19 protein-coding genes are annotated in these 18,696 nt (G+C 62.8%); 14 read left to right on the forward strand and 5 right to left on the reverse strand.

Annotated elements, in window-relative coordinates; all coding sequences use genetic code 11:
- Nucleotides 1-9 precede the first annotated feature (9 nt).
- Both THIVI_RS22425 and THIVI_RS00985 read right to left on the reverse strand, forming a co-directional pair.
- Nucleotides 10-2,619 carry an EAL domain-containing protein gene (locus THIVI_RS22425; RefSeq protein WP_014776779.1) on the reverse strand — a complete coding sequence of 870 codons (2,610 nt, stop codon included), beginning with the start codon at nucleotides 2,617-2,619 and terminating at the stop codon, nucleotides 10-12.
- Between the two features lie 148 nt (nucleotides 2,620-2,767).
- Complete coding sequence (locus THIVI_RS00985; protein WP_014776780.1) at nucleotides 2,768-3,544, reverse strand: DUF2189 domain-containing protein; 777 nt, start codon at nucleotides 3,542-3,544, stop codon at nucleotides 2,768-2,770.
- 161 nt (nucleotides 3,545-3,705) lie between these two features.
- Here THIVI_RS00985 and THIVI_RS00990 point away from each other — a divergent pair, with 161 nt between their 5' ends.
- The 11 genes from THIVI_RS00990 to THIVI_RS01035 all read left to right on the forward strand — a co-directional run bounded on the left by THIVI_RS00990 (nucleotide 3,706) and on the right by THIVI_RS01035 (nucleotide 11,785).
- A complete protein-coding gene (locus THIVI_RS00990) occupies nucleotides 3,706-3,888 on the forward strand; it encodes a hypothetical protein (RefSeq protein WP_014776781.1) in 183 nt (60 codons plus the stop codon).
- A gap of 202 nt (nucleotides 3,889-4,090) precedes the next feature.
- Complete coding sequence (locus THIVI_RS00995; protein ID WP_014776782.1) at nucleotides 4,091-4,741, forward strand: CDGSH iron-sulfur domain-containing protein; 651 nt, start codon at nucleotides 4,091-4,093, stop codon at nucleotides 4,739-4,741.
- A 132-nt stretch (nucleotides 4,742-4,873) separates the two neighbouring features.
- Nucleotides 4,874-5,848, forward strand: a complete 975-nt coding sequence (locus THIVI_RS01000; protein WP_014776783.1) for an SPFH domain-containing protein — start codon at nucleotides 4,874-4,876, stop codon at nucleotides 5,846-5,848.
- A 34-nt stretch (nucleotides 5,849-5,882) separates the two neighbouring features.
- Nucleotides 5,883-6,335, forward strand: coding sequence for a DUF2887 domain-containing protein (locus tag THIVI_RS25455; protein WP_014776784.1), 453 nt, complete (start codon nucleotides 5,883-5,885; stop codon nucleotides 6,333-6,335).
- Nucleotides 6,268-6,762 (forward strand): DUF4351 domain-containing protein, encoded by a 495-nt coding sequence (locus THIVI_RS25970; protein WP_281054929.1) that lies wholly within the window; start codon nucleotides 6,268-6,270, stop codon nucleotides 6,760-6,762. The genes THIVI_RS25455 and THIVI_RS25970 overlap by 68 nt, the downstream gene beginning before the upstream one ends.
- Nucleotides 6,763-6,825: 63 nt before the next feature.
- On the forward strand, nucleotides 6,826-7,713 hold the full coding sequence (locus THIVI_RS01010; protein ID WP_014776786.1) for an SPFH domain-containing protein: 888 nt from the start codon (nucleotides 6,826-6,828) through the stop codon (nucleotides 7,711-7,713).
- Nucleotides 7,714-7,767: 54 nt separating this feature from the next.
- Nucleotides 7,768-8,403 carry an HAD-IA family hydrolase gene (locus THIVI_RS01015; RefSeq protein WP_014776787.1) on the forward strand — a complete coding sequence of 212 codons (636 nt, stop codon included), beginning with the start codon at nucleotides 7,768-7,770 and terminating at the stop codon, nucleotides 8,401-8,403.
- 286 nt (nucleotides 8,404-8,689) lie between these two features.
- Complete coding sequence (locus tag THIVI_RS01020; protein WP_014776788.1) at nucleotides 8,690-9,709, forward strand: AAA family ATPase; 1,020 nt, start codon at nucleotides 8,690-8,692, stop codon at nucleotides 9,707-9,709.
- A 64-nt stretch (nucleotides 9,710-9,773) separates the two neighbouring features.
- The gene (locus tag THIVI_RS01025; protein ID WP_014776789.1) at nucleotides 9,774-10,256 is read left to right on the forward strand and encodes a DUF29 domain-containing protein; all 483 of its coding nucleotides are present in this window, start codon (nucleotides 9,774-9,776) and stop codon (nucleotides 10,254-10,256) included.
- Between the two features lie 15 nt (nucleotides 10,257-10,271).
- Nucleotides 10,272-11,267: a DUF58 domain-containing protein gene (locus THIVI_RS01030; RefSeq protein WP_014776790.1), complete on the forward strand. Its 996-nt coding sequence runs from the start codon at nucleotides 10,272-10,274 to the stop codon at nucleotides 11,265-11,267.
- Nucleotides 11,264-11,785 (forward strand): DUF4381 domain-containing protein, encoded by a 522-nt coding sequence (locus tag THIVI_RS01035; protein WP_014776791.1) that lies wholly within the window; start codon nucleotides 11,264-11,266, stop codon nucleotides 11,783-11,785. Before THIVI_RS01030 ends, THIVI_RS01035 begins: the two co-directional genes overlap by 4 nt.
- A gap of 66 nt (nucleotides 11,786-11,851) precedes the next feature.
- Here THIVI_RS01035 and THIVI_RS01040 read toward each other — a convergent pair whose 3' ends face one another.
- Together THIVI_RS01040 and THIVI_RS01045 are read right to left on the reverse strand one after the other, a co-directional pair.
- The gene (locus THIVI_RS01040; protein WP_014776792.1) at nucleotides 11,852-12,841 is read right to left on the reverse strand and encodes a YhdH/YhfP family quinone oxidoreductase; all 990 of its coding nucleotides are present in this window, start codon (nucleotides 12,839-12,841) and stop codon (nucleotides 11,852-11,854) included.
- A complete protein-coding gene (locus THIVI_RS01045) occupies nucleotides 12,838-13,482 on the reverse strand; it encodes a biliverdin-producing heme oxygenase (RefSeq protein ID WP_014776793.1) in 645 nt (214 codons plus the stop codon). The genes THIVI_RS01040 and THIVI_RS01045 overlap by 4 nt, the downstream gene beginning before the upstream one ends.
- 392 nt (nucleotides 13,483-13,874) lie before the next feature.
- On the opposite strand from THIVI_RS01045, the gene rpoH reads away from it, so the two are divergent.
- From rpoH to THIVI_RS01060, 3 genes are all read left to right on the forward strand, one after another.
- Complete coding sequence (rpoH, locus tag THIVI_RS01050) at nucleotides 13,875-14,714, forward strand: RNA polymerase sigma factor RpoH (protein ID WP_014776794.1); 840 nt, start codon at nucleotides 13,875-13,877, stop codon at nucleotides 14,712-14,714.
- 47 nt (nucleotides 14,715-14,761) lie between these two features.
- Nucleotides 14,762-15,988: a phosphoserine phosphatase SerB gene (gene serB, locus THIVI_RS01055; protein ID WP_014776795.1), complete on the forward strand. Its 1,227-nt coding sequence runs from the start codon at nucleotides 14,762-14,764 to the stop codon at nucleotides 15,986-15,988.
- A 211-nt stretch (nucleotides 15,989-16,199) separates the two neighbouring features.
- Nucleotides 16,200-17,243, forward strand: a complete 1,044-nt coding sequence (locus THIVI_RS01060; RefSeq protein ID WP_014776796.1) for a cytochrome-c peroxidase — start codon at nucleotides 16,200-16,202, stop codon at nucleotides 17,241-17,243.
- A gap of 60 nt (nucleotides 17,244-17,303) precedes the next feature.
- On the opposite strand, the gene THIVI_RS01065 is transcribed toward THIVI_RS01060, so the two are convergent.
- Nucleotides 17,304-18,668, reverse strand: a complete 1,365-nt coding sequence (locus THIVI_RS01065) for a V-type ATP synthase subunit B (RefSeq protein WP_014776797.1) — start codon at nucleotides 18,666-18,668, stop codon at nucleotides 17,304-17,306.
- Nucleotides 18,669-18,696: the final 28 nt, after the last annotated feature.

The following is an 18,696-nucleotide window of genomic DNA, read 5'->3' on the forward strand; positions in this document are numbered from 1 at the left end:
ATTCAAAAATCAAGGCCGCGGCTGGCCTCGGTTGACCGGGGGTGGCATCTCGCTCCGCGGTGCGAATTCGTTCTGCGTTTGTCGCAGCATCCTGGCCAACTGCACGCCTTCGTGCGCCGCCGCGCGCAGATCCTCGGTGCGGCAGGGTTTCGTCAGATAGCGGAACACCCCGCCGCGGTTGATGGCGCCAGACGGGATCGCGGCCTCGCTGGCCGCCGACAGCATGATGCGGACGATGTCCGGATGGCGTTCGCGGGTTTGCTCCATCAGGGTAATGCCATCCATCCCAGGCAGGCCGTAGTCGGCAATCAACAAATAGATCTGCTCGTCGGCCAGAATCTCCCACACCGCCTCCGCGCAATCCACGGCGAAGATCGCCAAACCCTGATTGGCGAGCTGCGCGCTCAGGAGCCGGCGCTGTACTGGATCGTCCTCGACGATCAGCACGCCCTGGGTTGTCAACTTGATGAGCGCGGGCGGCAGCATCGTCACGGGATCGGCCGCGATCAGGCGCGCGAAGTCACCGGCCGGCATCGGTCTGCCCGTGCGATATCCCTGCACGAGATCGCAGCCAAGGCGGTGCAGGAGGGCAATCTGGGCGTCCGTCTCCACCCCTTCGGCGACCACGCGGATGCCCAGACCGTGGGCCATGGCGATGGTCGCGCGGATGATCGCCAGGTTGCCCGCGTCCTCGGCCAGATTGTTCACGAAGCTGCGGTCGATCTTGAGGATGTCGACCGGAAAACCGCTGAGATACGCGAGGCTGGAATAGCCGGTGCCAAAATCGTCCAGGGCCACGGTGACGCCGAGTTTGCGGATGGCGATGAGTTGACGGCGGGCCTTCTCCGGATCGTCCAGCAGCAGGCTTTCCAGCAGTTCGATCTGAAACAGGTGCGGCGCGATCCCAGTCTCGGCCAGCATGGCGGCAATTTCGTCCGGCAGGGTTTCGCTCGCGAATTGAGGCCCGGCGATATTGATGCTCACCTGCTGGGGCGGCAGCGACGCGGCCGACCAGATGCGCATCTGGTGTAGCGCTGTTCGCAGTACCCACTGCCCGACCGGATGCACCAGGTCGGTGGTCTCGACCAACGGGATGAAGTCTCCCGGCGAGATCATCGCACCGTCCGGGCGCCGCCAGCGAATCAGCGCCTCGCCCCCAATGATGGTCGCCGTGGCGAGATCGATCTTCGGCTGATAATGGAGTACGAACTCGTCCTCTTGCAGTGCCTGACGAAGCTGTTGAAGCAGCTGCAGCCGATTGGCGGAGGAGACCGTCATCTCGGGGGTGTAGAAGGCGAGGGAGCCAGGGCCGGCGCGCTTGGCCGCATGCAGCGCCGATCCCGCGTCTCGCAGTAATTCGATGGCATCGTGCGCGTCGTCGGGATAGAGCGCGACGCCAATACAGACCGTCATGCAGAGTTCGCCGCCATTGAGCAGCGGGAGCGGCGCGCACAGGCAGTCTTGAATCCGCCGGGCCTGCTGGGTTGTCCAAGCGCTATCGACCGCGTTCTCCAGCACCAGGGTGAAAACATCCCCGCTGATGCGCGCCACAATCGTTGCGGGTGGCGAGTTGGCTACGAGCCGACTCGCCAGAGTCTTCAGCACCTGCTCCCAGACCTCATGCCGGTGGGAGTCCATGACGTGTTTGAAGCCGTCCAGATCGAGCGTCAGGACGGCGACCCTGGCATTGGCGAAGCCAGCGAAATTGAGCGTCTGGATCAGGCGTTTGCGCAGCAGGCGCGCATTGGGCAGATTGGTTAGTTGGTCGTGGTCGCTGAGATAGTCGATCTGATGCTGACGGCTCAGGTCGTACCAACTCACCAGCAGTGCATCCTTGTCGTCGAGCCTGACCCGCGACAGAGTGACCTCGACCTGAAAGCGCCCGCCGTCTCCACGCTGATGTTCCCATTCGAAGCGATGCGCACCCTGTTGCAGGGTCAGTTCGATCAACTGGCCGGCCTTGACGGCGGATTCCTGACCGTCTGGCTGGTAGGGCGGCGAGAGTTCCGCGGGCGACAGATCGCAGCGGCCATCCACCAGATTCAGACCGAGCATGCGCTGAGCCGCCTGGTTCGCGGACACGAAACGGCTATCGCGGATGATCAGCATCCCCTCGCTGGCGGACTCGAACAGGGCGCGGTAGCGGGCCTCGCTCTCGCGCAGCGCGCGCTCGATACGCTTGAGTTCGTCGATATCGTCGAGGATCCAGATCGCGCCCTTGGATAAATCGGCGGGGACGGCGGTATCGAGCGCCCTGCCCGAGAGCGAGCAGTAAAACGGGCTGCCGTCCCGGCGTCTCAACTGATATTCGACATGCGGTTGTTCGCGGTTGCGCAGCGGCTCGAAGAATCTCTTGCCGAATTCGACGAAACGTTCCTCGGACAGATGCAGCGAGCGGACGCTGAGACCGATCAATTCCGTTGGATCCCGGTAGCCGAGAATCTGGGCAACACGGTCGTTTGCGCGAGCGATGAGACGCTCGCCGGTCAGGAGCATGATGCCGACGAAGGCGTTATCGAAGATCGCCTGGAGTTGAACCTCGCTCTCGCGCAGGCGCTCCTCGGCCGTTTGTTCGTGGGCGTTGTCGTTCAGACACTGTTTATCCATAACCCGATCCATGTCGTCTGAGCTCATTTATCGGGCTTTATACCGACAATGGCAGGTCGATACCAGTGTCTTGAATGGCTGGATCGGGTTGGCGGCGGCGAGTCGCGACTGGCGTGACGGCAGGCTGACGTCGCGCCGGGTCGCGACCCTTCATGTCGTGTCAGGCGACCAGCCGCCGATAGCTGTGCCAGGTGGCATACCCGAGGACCGGGAAGAGCGGGATCATCCCGACGAACAGAGTCAGTAGGCCGATCCCGCTGAGCAGGACGATCAGCGCGGCCCAGAGCAGCATGGCGGGCCAGTTGGTCAGAACGGTGCGATAACTGGTCTGCATCGCGGTGATCGGGCCTACGTCGCGATCCAGAATCATCGGGATGGCCACCGCGCTCGTGACGAAGACGGTGCCGGCCAGCAGGAGTCCGATGCCGACGAAAAAGCCGGTCACGACCGGATCGAAGTGTCCGGAGAGCAGCCCCAGATAATCGTTCGTGCTTGGGGACAGCGTGGTGAACTGGATTGCGAACAGCAGCGCCGATAGCCGTACCCAGGCCGCGGCGATCAGACCCAGAAAGAGCGCGAACAGACTGAGATTGGTCCGCCGCTCCCAGAGCAGCGCGAAACTGCCCCGGATGCTGATCGGTTCGCCGGCATCTTGCTGACGCGCCGCGACATAGAGCCCGGCGGCCAGGAAGGGGCCAAGCAGCATCAATCCGGTCAGAAAGGCGAGGGCGAACCAGGGCAGCGACCTGGTGAGCGCCAGGGTCGACCAGCAGGCGGCCGCGAATAATGTGCCATAAAGCAGGCTGCCGGCCGGAGCCGCGGCGAAGGAGCGGATGCCGGCGGCGAGCCAGTCGAGCGGCTCCGCGAGATCCGCGCGACGGATGGTGGGTGCGCTGACGAGGGTCGAACGATTCGGTTGGACGGCATTGGTTCTCATGGCGAAGACTCCAGTTGACGGGGAGATGGGTCGGGTCATGACCAGCCGCTGCCCGTCCGGGCTGGAGCGGACGGTTGGCGTCCAGCCCGCCAAGGCAAGGGCGTTTGCGCGTACTGAATTGCCGATGCGACCGGTCTGGTCGTCACAGGAAATGGGATTCGTTGGCCTGTCTGAAGTTCAACCGCGAGCAGCCTGTCGGATTTTTCCGCTGCCGAGCGGTTGAGCCGCTCGGTAACGCACTCTGGATCGCCGGCCCCTACGCGATCATGGGCTTGATGCATGTCTTTTGGCTGGTCAATGTCGTGAGTGGGCAGGAGCGTGGCGACGGTGGCCGCCTGCCGTAGGTCGATCCGCCCGTCGCCCGCAAGCGGGTTCCTACTCACGGTCGCCTCGATTGGCGCCACGCGATCGTGAGCCCTTCTTGCGGGGGACATGGATTGAAACTCGGGCGAGTCGTTCGCACAAGTCAGTGAACGGATTTCGGTCTGCAACCCGAGGTGCGACCGATCTCCGTTCCGTTCACAACGTCACGATGAGGAAATCGGCATGAGCGACAAACAGGCGATCGACTATCCCGGCGAGGAGATCGATGTCCGCTGGGACGAGCGGCTCTGTATTCATATCGGGGAGTGCGGCCAGGCCAAGGGCGATCTTTTCGTCGGTGGGCGAGAGCCCTGGTGTATCCCCAATGCGGCGAGCAGTGCGGAGGTCCGCGAGGTGGTGGAACGCTGTCCGAGCGGCGCGCTAAGCTATACCGACAAGTCCGGGCTGCCCGAGTCGGCGCCCGCCGAAAATACCGTGACGGTCGTCTACAACGGTCCGCTCTATCTGACCGGCGATCTCCGGATCGAGGGCGTCGCCGAGGATCAACCCGGGTTGCGCACCCGCGCGGCGCTGTGTCGCTGCGGCGCGTCCAAAAACAAGCCCTTCTGCGATAACAGTCATCTGGAAGCCAGGTTCGAGGACTTTGGCGCGGTGGGCGAGAAAGGGCCGGGGCTGACCGAGACCGGCGGACCGCTGACCGTGAAACCCATGCCCGACGGCTGTGTGCGGCTCGACGGCAACCTGACGATTCGCGCCGCGACCGGCCGGGTCGCCTGGGAGGGTACCACGGCCTATCTCTGCCGCTGCGGAGCCTCTAAAAACAAGCCTTTCTGCGATGGCAGTCATCGCGTCGTCAGTTTCAAAAGCGAGTAAAATCGAAGCCGTGTCCAGCGTGATCCACGTTCTTTCGAGTGACCTCGCGATCGGCGATCGGCGATCGGCGATCGGCGGGCGCGGTTTCAATCAGCGAAATTTTCCACCAGGTGCCGCCGCCAGGGGATCGTCATGTATGTGACCGCCTTTTTGTTGGGTTTGCTGTCGTTTGTCGTCTACAAGGTTTTTCTGCGCGCCTTCTACACCGTCAGGCCGGATGAGCGGGCGGTCATCGCCTCCTTCGGTCGCGCACAGCGCCTGGGCGATCTCATGATTACGGACGATTCGTTGAGCGAGGAAGAAATGGAACGTTACCGGGTGCCGCGTCTGCGCACCATCGGCCCCGGCGGCCCTTATTTCAAGTGGCCCTGGCAGGAGGTGCGCAAGGTCCGGGTCGTCACCGAGGCCATCGATCTGACCTGGGATCCGACCAAGACGCAAAGCACCATCGAGTCAGTGACCAAGGACAACCTCACCACCGGGGTGGGCGGTCAGATCCGCTTCCGGGTCGCCGAATCCAATCTCTACGCCTACTGCTTCGGCGTCGACAGCCCGTTGGAACACGTGATGGGCTATTTCATTTCGGTGCTGCGCGAGCGGATCGCCAACTTCGTCGATCCCAGGGGACAGAGTCTGGTGGGCGCTGCCGAGATTGCCGGGGGCGGCGGGCCGACCGAACTGGCGGAGGGCGTGTCGATCAACGATCTGCGCAAGAATCTGCCCCTGTTGAACGATTACATGGAGCAGCAATGCCGGTCCACCGGGACGCGCTATGGCATCGAGCTGGATGCCGCGCTCATCACCCAGATCGATCCGCCGCCGGAGGTGGATCGCGCGCTCTCGGCCATCAACACCACCCGCAATCAGGTCGCCGCCGACATCAGTACCGCCCGCGCCGACGCCGAGCAGCAGGTCACCATGAGCAAGCGCGCGGTGGAGATCGCCCGCAACAACGCCCAGGCCGAGGTTGCGCCCTTGAAGGAATTGGCGCAGACGCTGACGCGGATCAAGGCGAGCGGCGGCCCGGCGGCCTTGTATGCCTATCTGCGCAACCTGCGGGTGCCGCTGCTGGGTCGCGCCACGCGTATCGTGCGCATGGGGTCGTGATGCGATTCATGGTGACGGACCGTGCCACCCAGCCATGAAAATCGACCCCGCGATCTACGAGTTTCTGGCCACCGGTGCGGAGGCACTACGCATCCTAACCGGAGGCCTGGTGCTCATCGGCCCCTATCGGTTTCGCTCGCTGACCCTCAAGGGCATCGAGCGGCGACTGGATGGCGTCTATGAACCGGACGGGCACGCCGGCCCGGTCTATGTGATCGAATATCAGGCGCAGCCGGTACCGGGAGCCTGGTATAACCTGCTGGCGAAAATTGGTCTGTATGGGGAGGAACATCCGCGCCGCGATGTGCGCGGGATCCTCATTTTTACCCGAATTCGTGATGATCCTCGTCTGCCACGGCTGATCGGAGGCGTGGATTCGGTGGCGCGCGGTCTACCTGGAGCAGTTTCTGCCCGACTGGCTGGAGCGGGAACCGAACAATCCCTATCTCGCCGTCTTCGCACCGCTGGTTCTGGCCGAGGACGATGACTTGCGTCAGCGCGCCCCGGTGTTGTGGCGGACGCTGTGCGAGGCGCCGCTGGAGCCGCCTGTGCGCGAGACCTTGCTGCGCATCTTTGAATTTTGGTGTTTTGAACGTTTTCGGTCGCTCACGGCCGAGGAGTTGTGGACCATGTTGAACCTGACGACCCCGTTAGAGGAAACCCGTGCCTATCAGTCCATTTATGTGAAGGCCAAAGCCGAGGGGGAGGCAAGAGGCGAGGCAAGGGGCGAGGCAAGAGGCAAGGCCGAGACGCTCAAACGTCTGCTGACCCGTCGCTTCGGCCCGTTGCCGGAATGGGCGCGCGAGCGGATCGACACGGCCGAGGTGACGCGCCTGGATCTCTGGATCGACGGTCTTTTCGATGCCGACCGCCTGGAGTCGCTCCTGGACGAACCGCCCGCGACTACCCAGTAGCGCAATGCCTGACCGAGACGATGCCCCGCCTCCCGAGTTCCGTGCCTAATTTGGAGAGATAGCATGCTGTTCGATATCGATAGCTCGCTCGGTCTGTCGGTCGCCTTTATCGTCGGCCTGCTCTATATCCCCCTGCTGCTCGCCATCGCCCGCGCGCTGGGGCTCTATGCCATCGTCAACGAACGCGAGGCGCAGGTTTTTACCCTGTTCGGCAAGGTGATCGGGACGCTGGACGAGCCGGGTCTGCGGTTTCCGCTGGGCTATTTCGGCCCCAAGGCACTGCTGGTGCCCTTTTTCGGCAAGCTCTATCGGGTGTCGACCACGTTGCGCCAGCACTATCTGCGCGATCAGATGGTCAACTCGGAGGAGGGCACGCCGATGGGTGTCGGTATCTGGTACGAAATGCGGGTCAGCGATCCGGTCGCCTATCTCTTCCGCAACGCCAATCCGGACGCATCGCTTCAGGCCAACGTGGCCAGTTCCACCATTTCGACCCTGAGCAATCTGGAGATGGACAAAATGCTGGAGGACCGCCACCAGTTGAGTCGACGGGTCCGCGCCACCGTCTCGCCGCTCTCCGAACAATGGGGTTATCAGCTGGGCTCGGTCTATATCCGCAAGGTTGCCTTCACCGACCGTCAGATGGTCGACAACATCACCGAGAAGGTCGTCAAGCGTCTGGTGCAGGTCACCAGCGCCATGAAGCAGGACGGCGAGAATCGGGTCGGTCTGATCAAGAGCGAGACTGCCTTCAATGTCTCGCAACAGATGGCGGAAGCCGCCGCGACCCGCCCGGCGATCGTCGGCGAGGCACTCAACGCCATTGCTCAACAGGATCCCGAGGTACTGGATGCCGTGATGGAGGTGATGGAGACCGAGCAGCTCATCCATTCGGGGGCGAAGGTCGAGATGCTGCCGGCGGGGGCGGATTTGATGGTGCAGCTCGGTTAAATCGTGAGTGGCGAGACAGGCGTTGCTCGTGAATTGACGCCGAACGCGGTTTCAATGGTCGTCTGCTTCGATTTCGATGGCACGCTGGTCGACAGCGTCGATGCCGTCTTCCATGCCTTCCAGCAGGTTGGACCGCAATTCGGTTGCGCGCCGCTGACCCGCGAGCGGCTCGATGCACTGCGCGGACTGCATGCCCGCGAGGTGATCCGGGCGCTTGGCGTTCCCGTCCATCGGGTGCCCCGACTCGCGAGCCGGATGCGCGGCGCAATGCGCGAGAAACTCCTGGAAACGCCGCCGATCGAAGGCATCGCCGGGGTGCTGGAGGAACTCTCCCGACGCGGTTTCCGGCTCGGCGTACTGTCGTCGAACGCGCTTTCCAGCGTGCGCGACTATTGCGAACGGTATGGTTTGGATGCGTTCGATTTCATCGTCGCCGGGACCGGACTGTTCGGCAAGGCCAATGCCCTGCGGATCTTGCTGCGCCGGCAGGGGATTCAGTCTAGGGATCTGCTCTATGTCGGCGACGAACTGCGCGATCTGGAGGCCGCTCGCGCCGTCGGGATTCGCTTCGCCGCGGTCGGTTGGGGCTACACGTCGCTAGAGCGGCTGGCCGCCGCCGGACCTGACGTGCTCCTTCAACGTCCTGGAGATTTGCTGGAGCAACTGATCTGGAATTGGAGGAATCAATGAACGCTTTAAGCGCATTTTACAGTCCCAGCAGTTTTCTGAGCGATGGAAAGAGTTTGACTGGCGAAGCTAGCGTTACATGATCATCGAGCAGCGCACCCGCATTGCCAAGCGGCTGCGTCAATCACCCGCCTTGCAGTCGAAACTGACGGATCTTCTGACTTTTGAGCGACGAGTATTATCCAACCGTCGAATGACCGAGATCGAAAGGATTCCGCATTCGATATTTCGGAACACTGACAGGCTCCGACTGCCACACCGATCGGATTCAGATGGAGACCCAACACCCTTGGACCAGACACTCAAACCAGACCCGCTCGCGGCGGCTCCCGGCGCAACCTCCCAGGTCCATCTGGCGGACCGGTTTGCCGTCCTGCGCCAGCGGATCGCCCGGACCATCCTCGGTCAGCGCACGCTCATCGACCGGCTGCTGATCGCGCTGCTCGCCGATGGGCATCTGCTGGTGGAAGGCGTGCCGGGTTTGGCCAAGACCACCGCCATCAAGGATCTGGCGGCCGGACTGGAGGGCGATTTCCATCGTATCCAGTTCACCCCGGATCTGCTCCCGGCGGATCTCACCGGCACCGAAATCTATCGACCCAACGATGGCAGCTTCCGCTTCGATCGCGGACCCATCTTTCACAACCTGCTGCTGGCCGACGAGGTCAACCGCGCTCCGGCCAAGGTGCAGTCCGCGCTGCTGGAGGCGATGGGCGAGCGTCAGGTGACGGTCGGGCGCGAAACCTATCCGCTGCCGCGCCTGTTCCTGGTCATGGCGACCCAGAATCCGATCGAGCAGGAAGGCACTTATCCGCTGCCGGAGGCCCAACTCGACCGTTTCCTGATGCATGTGCGGGTCGATTATCCGGACCTGGAGACCGAGCGGGCGATCCTGCGGCTCAATCGTGACGAGGCGCGCGACGGGCGGGCGACCGATTCCGAGGTGGCAGTCAGTCAGGCCGATGTCTTCGCCGCGCGGCGCGCCATTCTCGGGCTCTACATGGCGCCCGAAATCGAGGATTATCTGGTGCATCTGGTCATGGCTACGCGCAACCCCGGCGCCTATGCCAGCGACTTGGACGGCTGGCTGCGCTTTGGCGCCAGTCCGCGCGCGACCATCGCGCTGGATCGCTGTTCGCGCGCACTGGCCTGGCTGAACGGTCGCGATTATGTCTCGCCGGAGGATGTCCAGGCGGTCGCGCCCGATATTCTGCGCCACCGGGTGCTGTTGTCCTATGAGTCCGAGGCGGAGGGTCGCCGACCCGACGATTTCATCGCCGCCCTGCTGGCGCGCGTGCCAGCCCCTTAAACGGCGTTTGGCGGGTTTTGACTGTCGATCCGAGACACTCTCCCAATCCTGTCGGGTAAACGAAATGACCGAACTCAGCACACTCTATCAAACCGATTATTCCACCTGGGCGACTCGGAATGCCGAGTTGCTGCGCGCCGGGCGCTACGCGGAACTGGATGTCGAGCACCTTCTGGAAGAACTGAGCGACATGAGCAAAAGCGATCGGCACGAACTGGAAAACCGGCTGACCATCCTCCTCGCGCATCTGTTGAAATGGGAATATCAACTCCAGACTCTGTCCGAGCGCTGGCGCGAATTCGATAGCTGCAGTTGGCGTGCCACCATCATCGAACAGCGCAACCGCGTGGCAAAACATTTGAAAAAATCGCCCGGTCTCAAGTCACTGCTTGCCGAAACGATTGCCGAGGCTTATGTCGATGCCTTTCAATTGGCCAGCGACGAAACCGGCCTGCCGCCCGAGACCTTTCCGGCCGATTGTCCCTATCCCGCAGATCAGCTGCTCGACAAAGGCTTTTATCCAGCACCCGACACACAGGATCACTGATCCGCCTCTGCCTTCATGACGACTGTCACTCCACGCCAGACTGATGCCACCGCCGGCATCCGCCCCGACCTCAAGGAGCTGATCGCCCTGCGCGGACAGGCGCGGCGGCTCGATCTCGCGCCGCGCGGGCGGGTGCTGGCGACCCGCAGCGGGGGGCATCTCTCGCGCTTTCGCGGACGTGGCATGGAGTTCGACGAATCGCGCGTCTATCAGCCGGGCGACGATCCGCGCAACATGGACTGGCGGGTGACGGCCCGCGCCGGCACGCCTCACGTCAAGCTGTTTCGCGAGGAACGCGAGCGTCCGGTCTGGTTGCTGGTGGATCAGGGGATGTCCATGCGCTTCGGTACCCGGGTCGCCTTCAAGTCCGTCATCGCGGCGCAAGCGGCGGCGTTGCTTGGCTGGGCGGCGGTCGACCGGGGCGATCGGGTCGGTGGGCTGGTGTTCGACGAAACCCGCTATCTGGAACGCCGGCCCGCGGCCCGAGGGGCCGGGCTGCTCCCGCTGCTTGATCGGCTGACCGCGCCGCTAAGCACGGCTCCGGGCGAGCCCGGCGGTGTCGGTCATAGCTCCATCGTCGCGGCCGCCGAACATCTCACCCGTCTGATCCGCCCTGGCAGTCTGGTCGCGGTCATCAGCGATTTCGCGGACATCCGGATTGATCACAGTGGCTGGCTCGCGCAACTGGGCGCCGGCAGCGAACTGCTGCTGATCCTGGTACATGACGCGATTGAGTCGGAAGTCCCGCCGCCCGGACGCTACCCGGTAGCGGATGGCGCGCGGCAGGCATCGCTCGCCGAGGCGCGAACCGGCATCCTGGATCTGACTAGCGCGCGCCTGCGGGACGCCTATCTGGGACATTTCCAACGTCGCTGGGAGATCTTGCAGCGGCTGGCCCGACGCGACCGCGCGCATTTGCTGCGACTGACGACCCATGAGCCAGTGGGACCGGCGCTGGCGCGCGGACTGGGCGCGCGGTCTGGCGCCGGCATGGCGGGTGGGTCGCGATGAACCCCGATCCGCTGACCGATCTGCGCGATTGGCATCTGCCCGATCCGGTGTCCTGGTGGCCGCCCGCACCCGGCTGGTGGCTGCTGGCCGGGCTGCTTCTGGTGGGTCTTTGGTTTGCGATGCGCGGCGGGCGCGGCTGGCGTCGGCAGGGTTCCAGTACGCAAGCCGCGCTCCGGCAACTCGACGGACTCGGGAAGGCGCTGGCGCGCGACGGTGATCGACGCCGCTTCGTCGTGGGTGTCTCTCAACTGCTGCGCCGTGTGGCGCTGGTCCGGTATCCGCGCGAACAGGTCGCCGGGCTCAGTGGGGAGGCTTGGCTTGCCTTTCTGGATGCGACCGGAGGTGGCGGCGGCTTTGCGCGCGGCGCGGGTCGGGTACTCGCCGAGTCGGCCTATCGCCCGGACGCCTTCCCGGACCACGAGTCCGAGGGGGCGTTCGATCCCGAACGACTGAGCAGGCTCGCCGCCGACTGGATTCGCGCTCGGGCCAATCCAGGGATGCGCGGCAAGACGCTTTGAAAAACCTCATGATTCGCCGCTGTGCCTGAGCGTATGGACATGCCGAGACCATGCAATGGCAGCGGATCACTCCATCCGCACCAGAATCCGCCCATGTGTCCGGCCGGCGAGCATTCGCGCGAAGACCTCGGACAGACCTTCGAGATCGATTGTCTCGGTCACCATGGTTTCAAGTCGGGCCGGGCGCCAGTCGCTCGCCAGATGCCGCCAGAGTTCGGCGCGGAGCGGGGAGGGGATGTCGACCGAGTTGCAACCGAGCAGACTCACGCCGCGCAGGATGAATGGCATGACGCTGGCGTGAAGTTCATGGCCGCCGGCGAGTCCGATGGCGGCGATGTTGCCGCCGGGCGCCATGGTGCGGGTGATTTGGGCCAGCAGGTCGCCGCCGACCGTGTCGATTGCGCCGCCCCATTGCGCCTTTTCCAGCGGGCGCTTGGCCTCGGCCAGCGCCTCGCGGTCGAGGACGCGGTTGGCGCCGAGACCTCGCAGCCAGCCATGCAGGGCGGGTTTGCCTGAGATGGCGACGACCTCGTAACCGAGCCGGGCGAAGAGGGCGATGGCCATCGAACCGACCCCACCGCTAGCCCCAGTGATCAGAATCGGACCCAGTTCCGGGCGCTGACCGTTGGTCAGCATGCGGTGCGCGGCCAGTGCCGCCGTGAAGCCGGCGGTGCCCAGGATCATGGCCGAGGCGGCATCGAGTCCGTCCGGGAGCGGCAACAGCCAGTCGCCGGGGACGCAGAGGATCTCGGCATAACCGCCGTCATGATCGAAACTCATGCCCCAGCCGGTGGCGATCACGGCATCGCCGGGTTGAAAATCGGGGTGATTGGAACGCTCGACCCGCCCGGCGGCGTCGATCCCGCCGACCAGCGGAAAGGTTCGCAGAATCTTGCCCTGGCCGGTGCCCGCGAGTGCGTCCTTGTAGTTGACGCTGGAGTGACTGACCCGGATCAGTACCTCGCCAGCGGCTGGTTCGGGTTGGGTCAGGGTTTCGATTCCGGCGTGATGACCCCGGTCGTCGCGATGGATACGGAAAGCGGAATAGCGTTTCACGGTTTCGATGCCTGCTCCAGTCGACGGTAAATGTCCTGAAAGGCGACAAGTGCGCCGGCGATCACCGCCTCTGGCAGCAGTGTCCCGTCGGCGCAGAGTTCATCCAGCGCGCCGGAAAAACGCTTCCAGGCCGCGGACGTCTGCTCGCCATGGAAGTCGAGAAAGGACGCTGCGCCAAGTCCATCCCCCAGGACTCGACGTAAATGTCTGGCGATGGTCCGTCCGCCCAATGTTGCGCCTTCCAGAACATAGAGGCCGCCGACGAGTGCGCTTGTGCTTCGCGTCTTGATAACGTTCGGCGTTTGTGGATCCGGCTCGACGATCGCCGTCGGCGCCGGATCTCCCTGCTCTTCCAGATCGCGGAGCAACGCGGGCAGCTTGGGGCGGACCCCTAAACGCTCGCGCACCGCATCGTCAAGGCCATTGTAAAAGGGCGCTTCCACGCGGGCATAAAGGATGGCGAGGGTCTGAAGATAGCGTCGGTAGTCGTCGCGGGTGACCGACGACGAGGTCAGGCGGAGCATGATGGGCAATTGTTCGACGGTCGCGTGCGTCTCGGCGGTCGCCTGGCGCAGGGTCGCGGTCAGATTCGTTCTGGATGCGGGGGAAGGAAGAGGATTCGGTGGGTCGGGATGGTGCATTTGCCTCTCCGGATCAATGATTGCTGGCGCATTTTAGCACTGTGGGCTGGCCGGGAATCGTCTGCGGCCGCCATGATGCCTGGATCTGTGCATGATATGAACATCGCGCATGGCCGCACGGCGATCCTAGGGACAACGCTCCGTGAGGCGCCCCGTTTTTCTGCAATCAACTGATTATAAGAACAATAATTTAATTATAATCATCGCCGATGGTTCTTATCGAAACAGACGATCCCTTTTGACTGCCCTGATGTCTTGTGCAAAGGCCAAGTCTTACCTAGAGTTCATGAAACTTTTGTCGCGGCCCAGCCTCGAAAACCACGCCGAAAGTGCTGGCAAATTTCCTACTTTATTGCTAGGCTTTTTCAAAGACACAACTCAGGTATTGGATCATGGCTAAAGATTTCTCTCTAATGCCGACAGGCACGATCGAGTCCTATATCAGCAGCGCGTATCAGATTCCGGTCCTGACTCCGGAAGAGGAAAAGTCGCTGGCGATGCAGCTGCGCGACCATGGCGACATGGCCGCGGCGCGGCGCCTGGTCACCTCCCACTTGAGATTCGTGATTCGCATTGCGCGCGGCTATCTTGGTTATGGGCTCCCGCTGCCGGATCTGATTCAGGAAGGCACCGTGGGTCTGATCAAGGCGGTGCGCCGCTTCGAGCCCGACATGGGCGTGCGCCTGGTGTCCTTCGCCGTGCACTGGATCCGCGCCGAAATCCACGAGTACATCCTACGCAACTGGCGGATCGTGAAGGTCGCGACCACCAAGGCACAGCGGAAGCTGTTTTTTAATCTGCGCAGTTCCAAAAAGCGTCTTGGCTGGTTTACCCGGCAGGAAGTGGAGGACGTGGCGGCGGATCTCGGCGTCAAGCCGGAAACCGTCCTGCAAATGGAATCGCGTCTGTCGAACCAGGATCTGTCCTTCGACGGTCTGGAAGACGACGACGACGATTCCCCCACGGCACCCTCGACCTATCTGCCCGATACGCGCATGGAACCGGCAAAAATGCTGGAACTGGAGGATACGGATCGCAATCGGCGCGAACGACTCTATGCCGCGCTTCAGGGCCTGGACGAGCGCAGCAAGACCATTCTGCATGAGCGCTGGCTGTCGGAAAAAAAGCAGACGCTTCACGAGTTGGCCGAACAGTTCGGGGTTTCCGCCGAACGGATTCGACAGATCGAGAAGAACGCCATGAAAAAGATGCGCTTGCAATTGGAGGTCTAGCAACCGCATGCTTGCGTCAAATTGGCACGGATAGAAGCAAATCCGCGATGAGCGAAATCGTCCTGATCAATGTGACGGGCGAGGATCGGCCGGGCATTACCGCCGCCTTGACCGAGATCCTCGCCCGTTATCGCATCCCCATCCTCGATATCGGCCAGTCGACCATTCACAATGCCCTGACGCTGGGACTGCTCGTTGAACTGCCGCGCGACGGCAGCGCCTGTCCGGTCTTTAAGGATCTGCTGTTTCGCGCGCATGGTCTGGGGCTCGACATTCGTTTCACGCCCATCGACGCCGACGACTACGAGGCATGGGTGCATGAACAGGGTCAGCCGCGGCACATCATCACGCTGCTCGGTCGCCAGATCGATGCCGAACACCTGGCGCAAGTCTCTGCCGTTGTCGCCGAGCGGGGGCTCAATGTCGACCATATCGTGAGACTGACCGGACGCATCTCGCGTCGCGATCGACACCCGCATCCGCTGGCGTCGGTCGAACTCTCGGTGCGGGGCGCGGTCGAGGATCTCTCCGATCTGCATGGCGCCCTCCTGGCGCTGGGTCAGGTCATGGATGTCGATGTGTCCGTGCAGGAAGACGACATCTTCCGGCGGAATCGTCGTCTCGTCTGTTTCGATATGGATTCGACCCTGATCCAGACCGAGGTGATCGACGAACTTGCCGTCGTGGCCGGCGTTGGCGCCGAGGTGGCGGCCATCACCGAGGCGGCCATGCGCGGCGAACTGGACTTTCAGGAGAGCTTCCGTCGTCGCATGGCCCTGCTCAAGGGGCTGGACGAATCCGTGCTGGCCGGGATCGCCGAGCGGCTGCCGATCACCGATGGGGCCGACAGACTGATCGCGACACTCAAGCGGCTGGGCTACAAAATCGCCATCCTGTCTGGCGGTTTCACCTATTTCGCCGAGCATCTGCAGCGTCGTTTCGGGATCGACGATGTCTTCGCCAATCGCCTGGAATTTCGCGACGGCAAACTGACGGGCGAGGTGTCGGGCGAGATCGTCGACGGCGCGCGCAAGGCCGCCCTGTTGCGCGAACTCGCCGCTCGCGAGGGGATCCGCTTGGAGCAGGTCATCGCTGTCGGCGATGGCGCCAACGATTTGCCCATGCTCTCCATCGCCGGACTCGGCATCGCCTTCCACGCCAAGCCCATCGTCACGCGCCAGGCCAGGCACTCCATCGCCACGGTCGGGCTCGATGGCATCCTCTATCTGCTTGGGATGCGCGACCGAGATGTCGCAATGCTGGTTGAAACCTAACACGCACCGAGCGGCCAGCGGTTTCTGGCGGATGCCGGCTCAACACCCTCTCCATCGGTCGCAACGATCATCCTGATCGATCATCGGAATTTGCCAGAAACACTTATTTTCACTACGGTTGGAAATGCCAATCCGGCAATCCGCCTGAGCCGCCGACATGGATGCTCAGGAATCGCGCCTCGCCACTTGCACTCATTGGGAGAGTTCTCTGATGTCGAAATCCATCCTTCTGCTTGCCGCGCTGGCGGCCGTCGCCGCCTCGTCAGTCGCGGCGACCGATCAGGAATTGCGCGCCAAGGCCGCCGCGGTCGGTTTGCAGGCGTTGCCTTATGGCCCCCAGCAACCGAACGATAACGCCATGACCCGCGAGAAGATCGAGCTTGGCAAGATGCTGTTTTTCGATCCGCGTCTGTCGGCCAGCGGGGTGATCAGCTGCAATACCTGTCATAACCTGGGCACCGGCGGTGACGATAATCTCCCGACCTCGGTCGGGCATGGCTGGCAAAAGGGTCCGCGCAACTCGCCGACTGTCTTCAATGCGGTCTTCAATAATGCTCAGTTCTGGGACGGGCGCGCCGAGGATCTGAAGGCTCAGGCCAAGGGGCCGGTCCAGGCGGGCGTCGAAATGGCCAACAATCCCGAACAGGTTGTCGCGACCCTGAAGAGCATGCCGGACTACGTCGAGCGCTTCGGACGCGCCTTCCCCGGCGAAGCGGATCCTGTCACCTTCGACAACATGGCCAAGGCCATCGAGGCTTTCGAGGTGACGTTGGTAACGCCGGCTTCGCCCTTCGATCAGTTTATTGAAGGCAATGACGCGGCCATGACGACAGAACAAAAGGAGGGGCTCAACCTCTTTGTCGAACGCGGCTGTACTGCTTGTCACAGTGGCGTCAACGTTGGCGGCGAGAACTATTTTCCCTTTGGCCTGATCAAGCGGCCCGGTGCGGATATCCTGCCCCCGGGGGATAAGGGTCGCTTCCAGGTCACCAACTCCGTCTCCGACGAATACGTTTTCCGTGCCGCGCCCTTGCGCAACATCGCCCTGACCGCGCCTTACTTCCATTCCGGGCAGGTCTGGGATCTCAAGCAGGCGGTGGCTGTGATGGGCACGGCGCAGCTTGGGACCGAAATCAGCGATGAGGAGGCGGGCAAGATCGTCGCCTTCCTGGAATCGCTGACGGGCGAACTGCCCAAGGTGGAATATCCGATCCTACCGATGGAAACCGCCGAGACGCCCCGCCCGCAGTTCTGATCGATCCCGGTTTGTGGGGGGCTTGCCCCCCTTTGAAAAAGCCTTCGACCGCTTCGTCGGCTAGGCCGCCATTTCCGATCCTTCGGGATCGAGTGTCGGAAAGTATTTATCGATCAACGCCTTTTTCATCAGCAGCGTCTCGTGATCGAAGCACTCGGCCAGGGTCTGCCAGCAGAGATCCAGCGCCTTTTCGAGCGGTAGACTGATCTCGATGCTCATGAAGCGCTCGCGGAACAGCCGTCCGAACTTGAGCAGTTGGTGATCGAACTCGGACAACTCGAAGGCCATCGCCTGTTTCTGTTCGGCATCCCGGGCGCTGGAATAGAAGCGGATCATGGTGTTCATGATCTGGCCGTGGTCCTCGCGGGTGACCTTGCCGATCACATGCTGTTTCAGGCGCGATAGCGAACCGAAGGGGTCCAACTCGCCATTGTGCAGATAGAACTGACCCTCGGTGATATAGCCGGTGTTGTCCGGGACCGGATGGGTGACGTCGTCGCCGGGCATGGTGGTCACTGTGAGGATGGTCAGCGAGCCGCCATCTTTATAGTCGGCGGCCTTCTCGTAGCGGCGCGCCAGTTGCGAATAGAGATCGCCCATGTAGCCGCGGTTGGAAGGCACGGCCTCCATGGCTATGCCGACTTCTTTCATCGCGTCGGCGTAGGCGGTCATGTCGGTGAGCAGCACCAGCACCCGCTTACCTTCCTCGACCGCGAACTTCTCGGCCACCGCGAGCGCCATGTCTGGTACCAGCAGACGTTCGACCACCGGATCGGAGGCCAGGTTGACGAACATCACGGTACGGGCGAAGACGCCGGCGTCCTCGAAGCGGCGCAGAAAAAAATGATAGTCGTCGAAAATCAGTCCCAGCCCGCCGAAGACGACGATGTCCGCATCGGCCTGAATGCCGATGCGCGCCAGCAGTTGGTTGTAAGGTTCGCCGGCGACCGAGAAGATCGGGATCTTCTGACTCTCCACCAGCGAGTTGAAGATGTCGATCATGGGCACGTCGGTGCGGATCATTTTGGAGGCAAGCAGCCGACGCGCCGGATTGACCGAGGGACCGCCGATCGGGAGCTTGGGATCCTGCGACAGGTCGGGTCCGGTATCCAGCGGCTCGCCATCGCCACGAAACACGCGACCAAGAATATTCGACGAGTAGGTGACCCGCATCGGATGCCCGAGGAAGCGCACCGAAGCCTCGGTTGAGAGACCCTTGGTCCCGGCGAAGACTTGCAGGGAGACCATGTCGCGATCCAACTTGATCGCGCGCGCGAGCGACGTGAAGCCGCCGGGATCCTCCACCAGCGCCAGATCGTCGAACGCGACTCGCATCCGCGCGTTCGCCGAGGGCGGTACGCGAACCTTCAGAATGTCCCCGACGATTTCCAGTACCTTGGAGTAGCGGGCTAGGGTTTGAGTCAAGGCGCGATACCTCGGGTGGACGGGCGGA

Source organism: Thiocystis violascens DSM 198, from assembly GCF_000227745.2.
Lineage (GTDB): Bacteria > Pseudomonadota > Gammaproteobacteria > Chromatiales > Chromatiaceae > Chromatium > Chromatium violascens.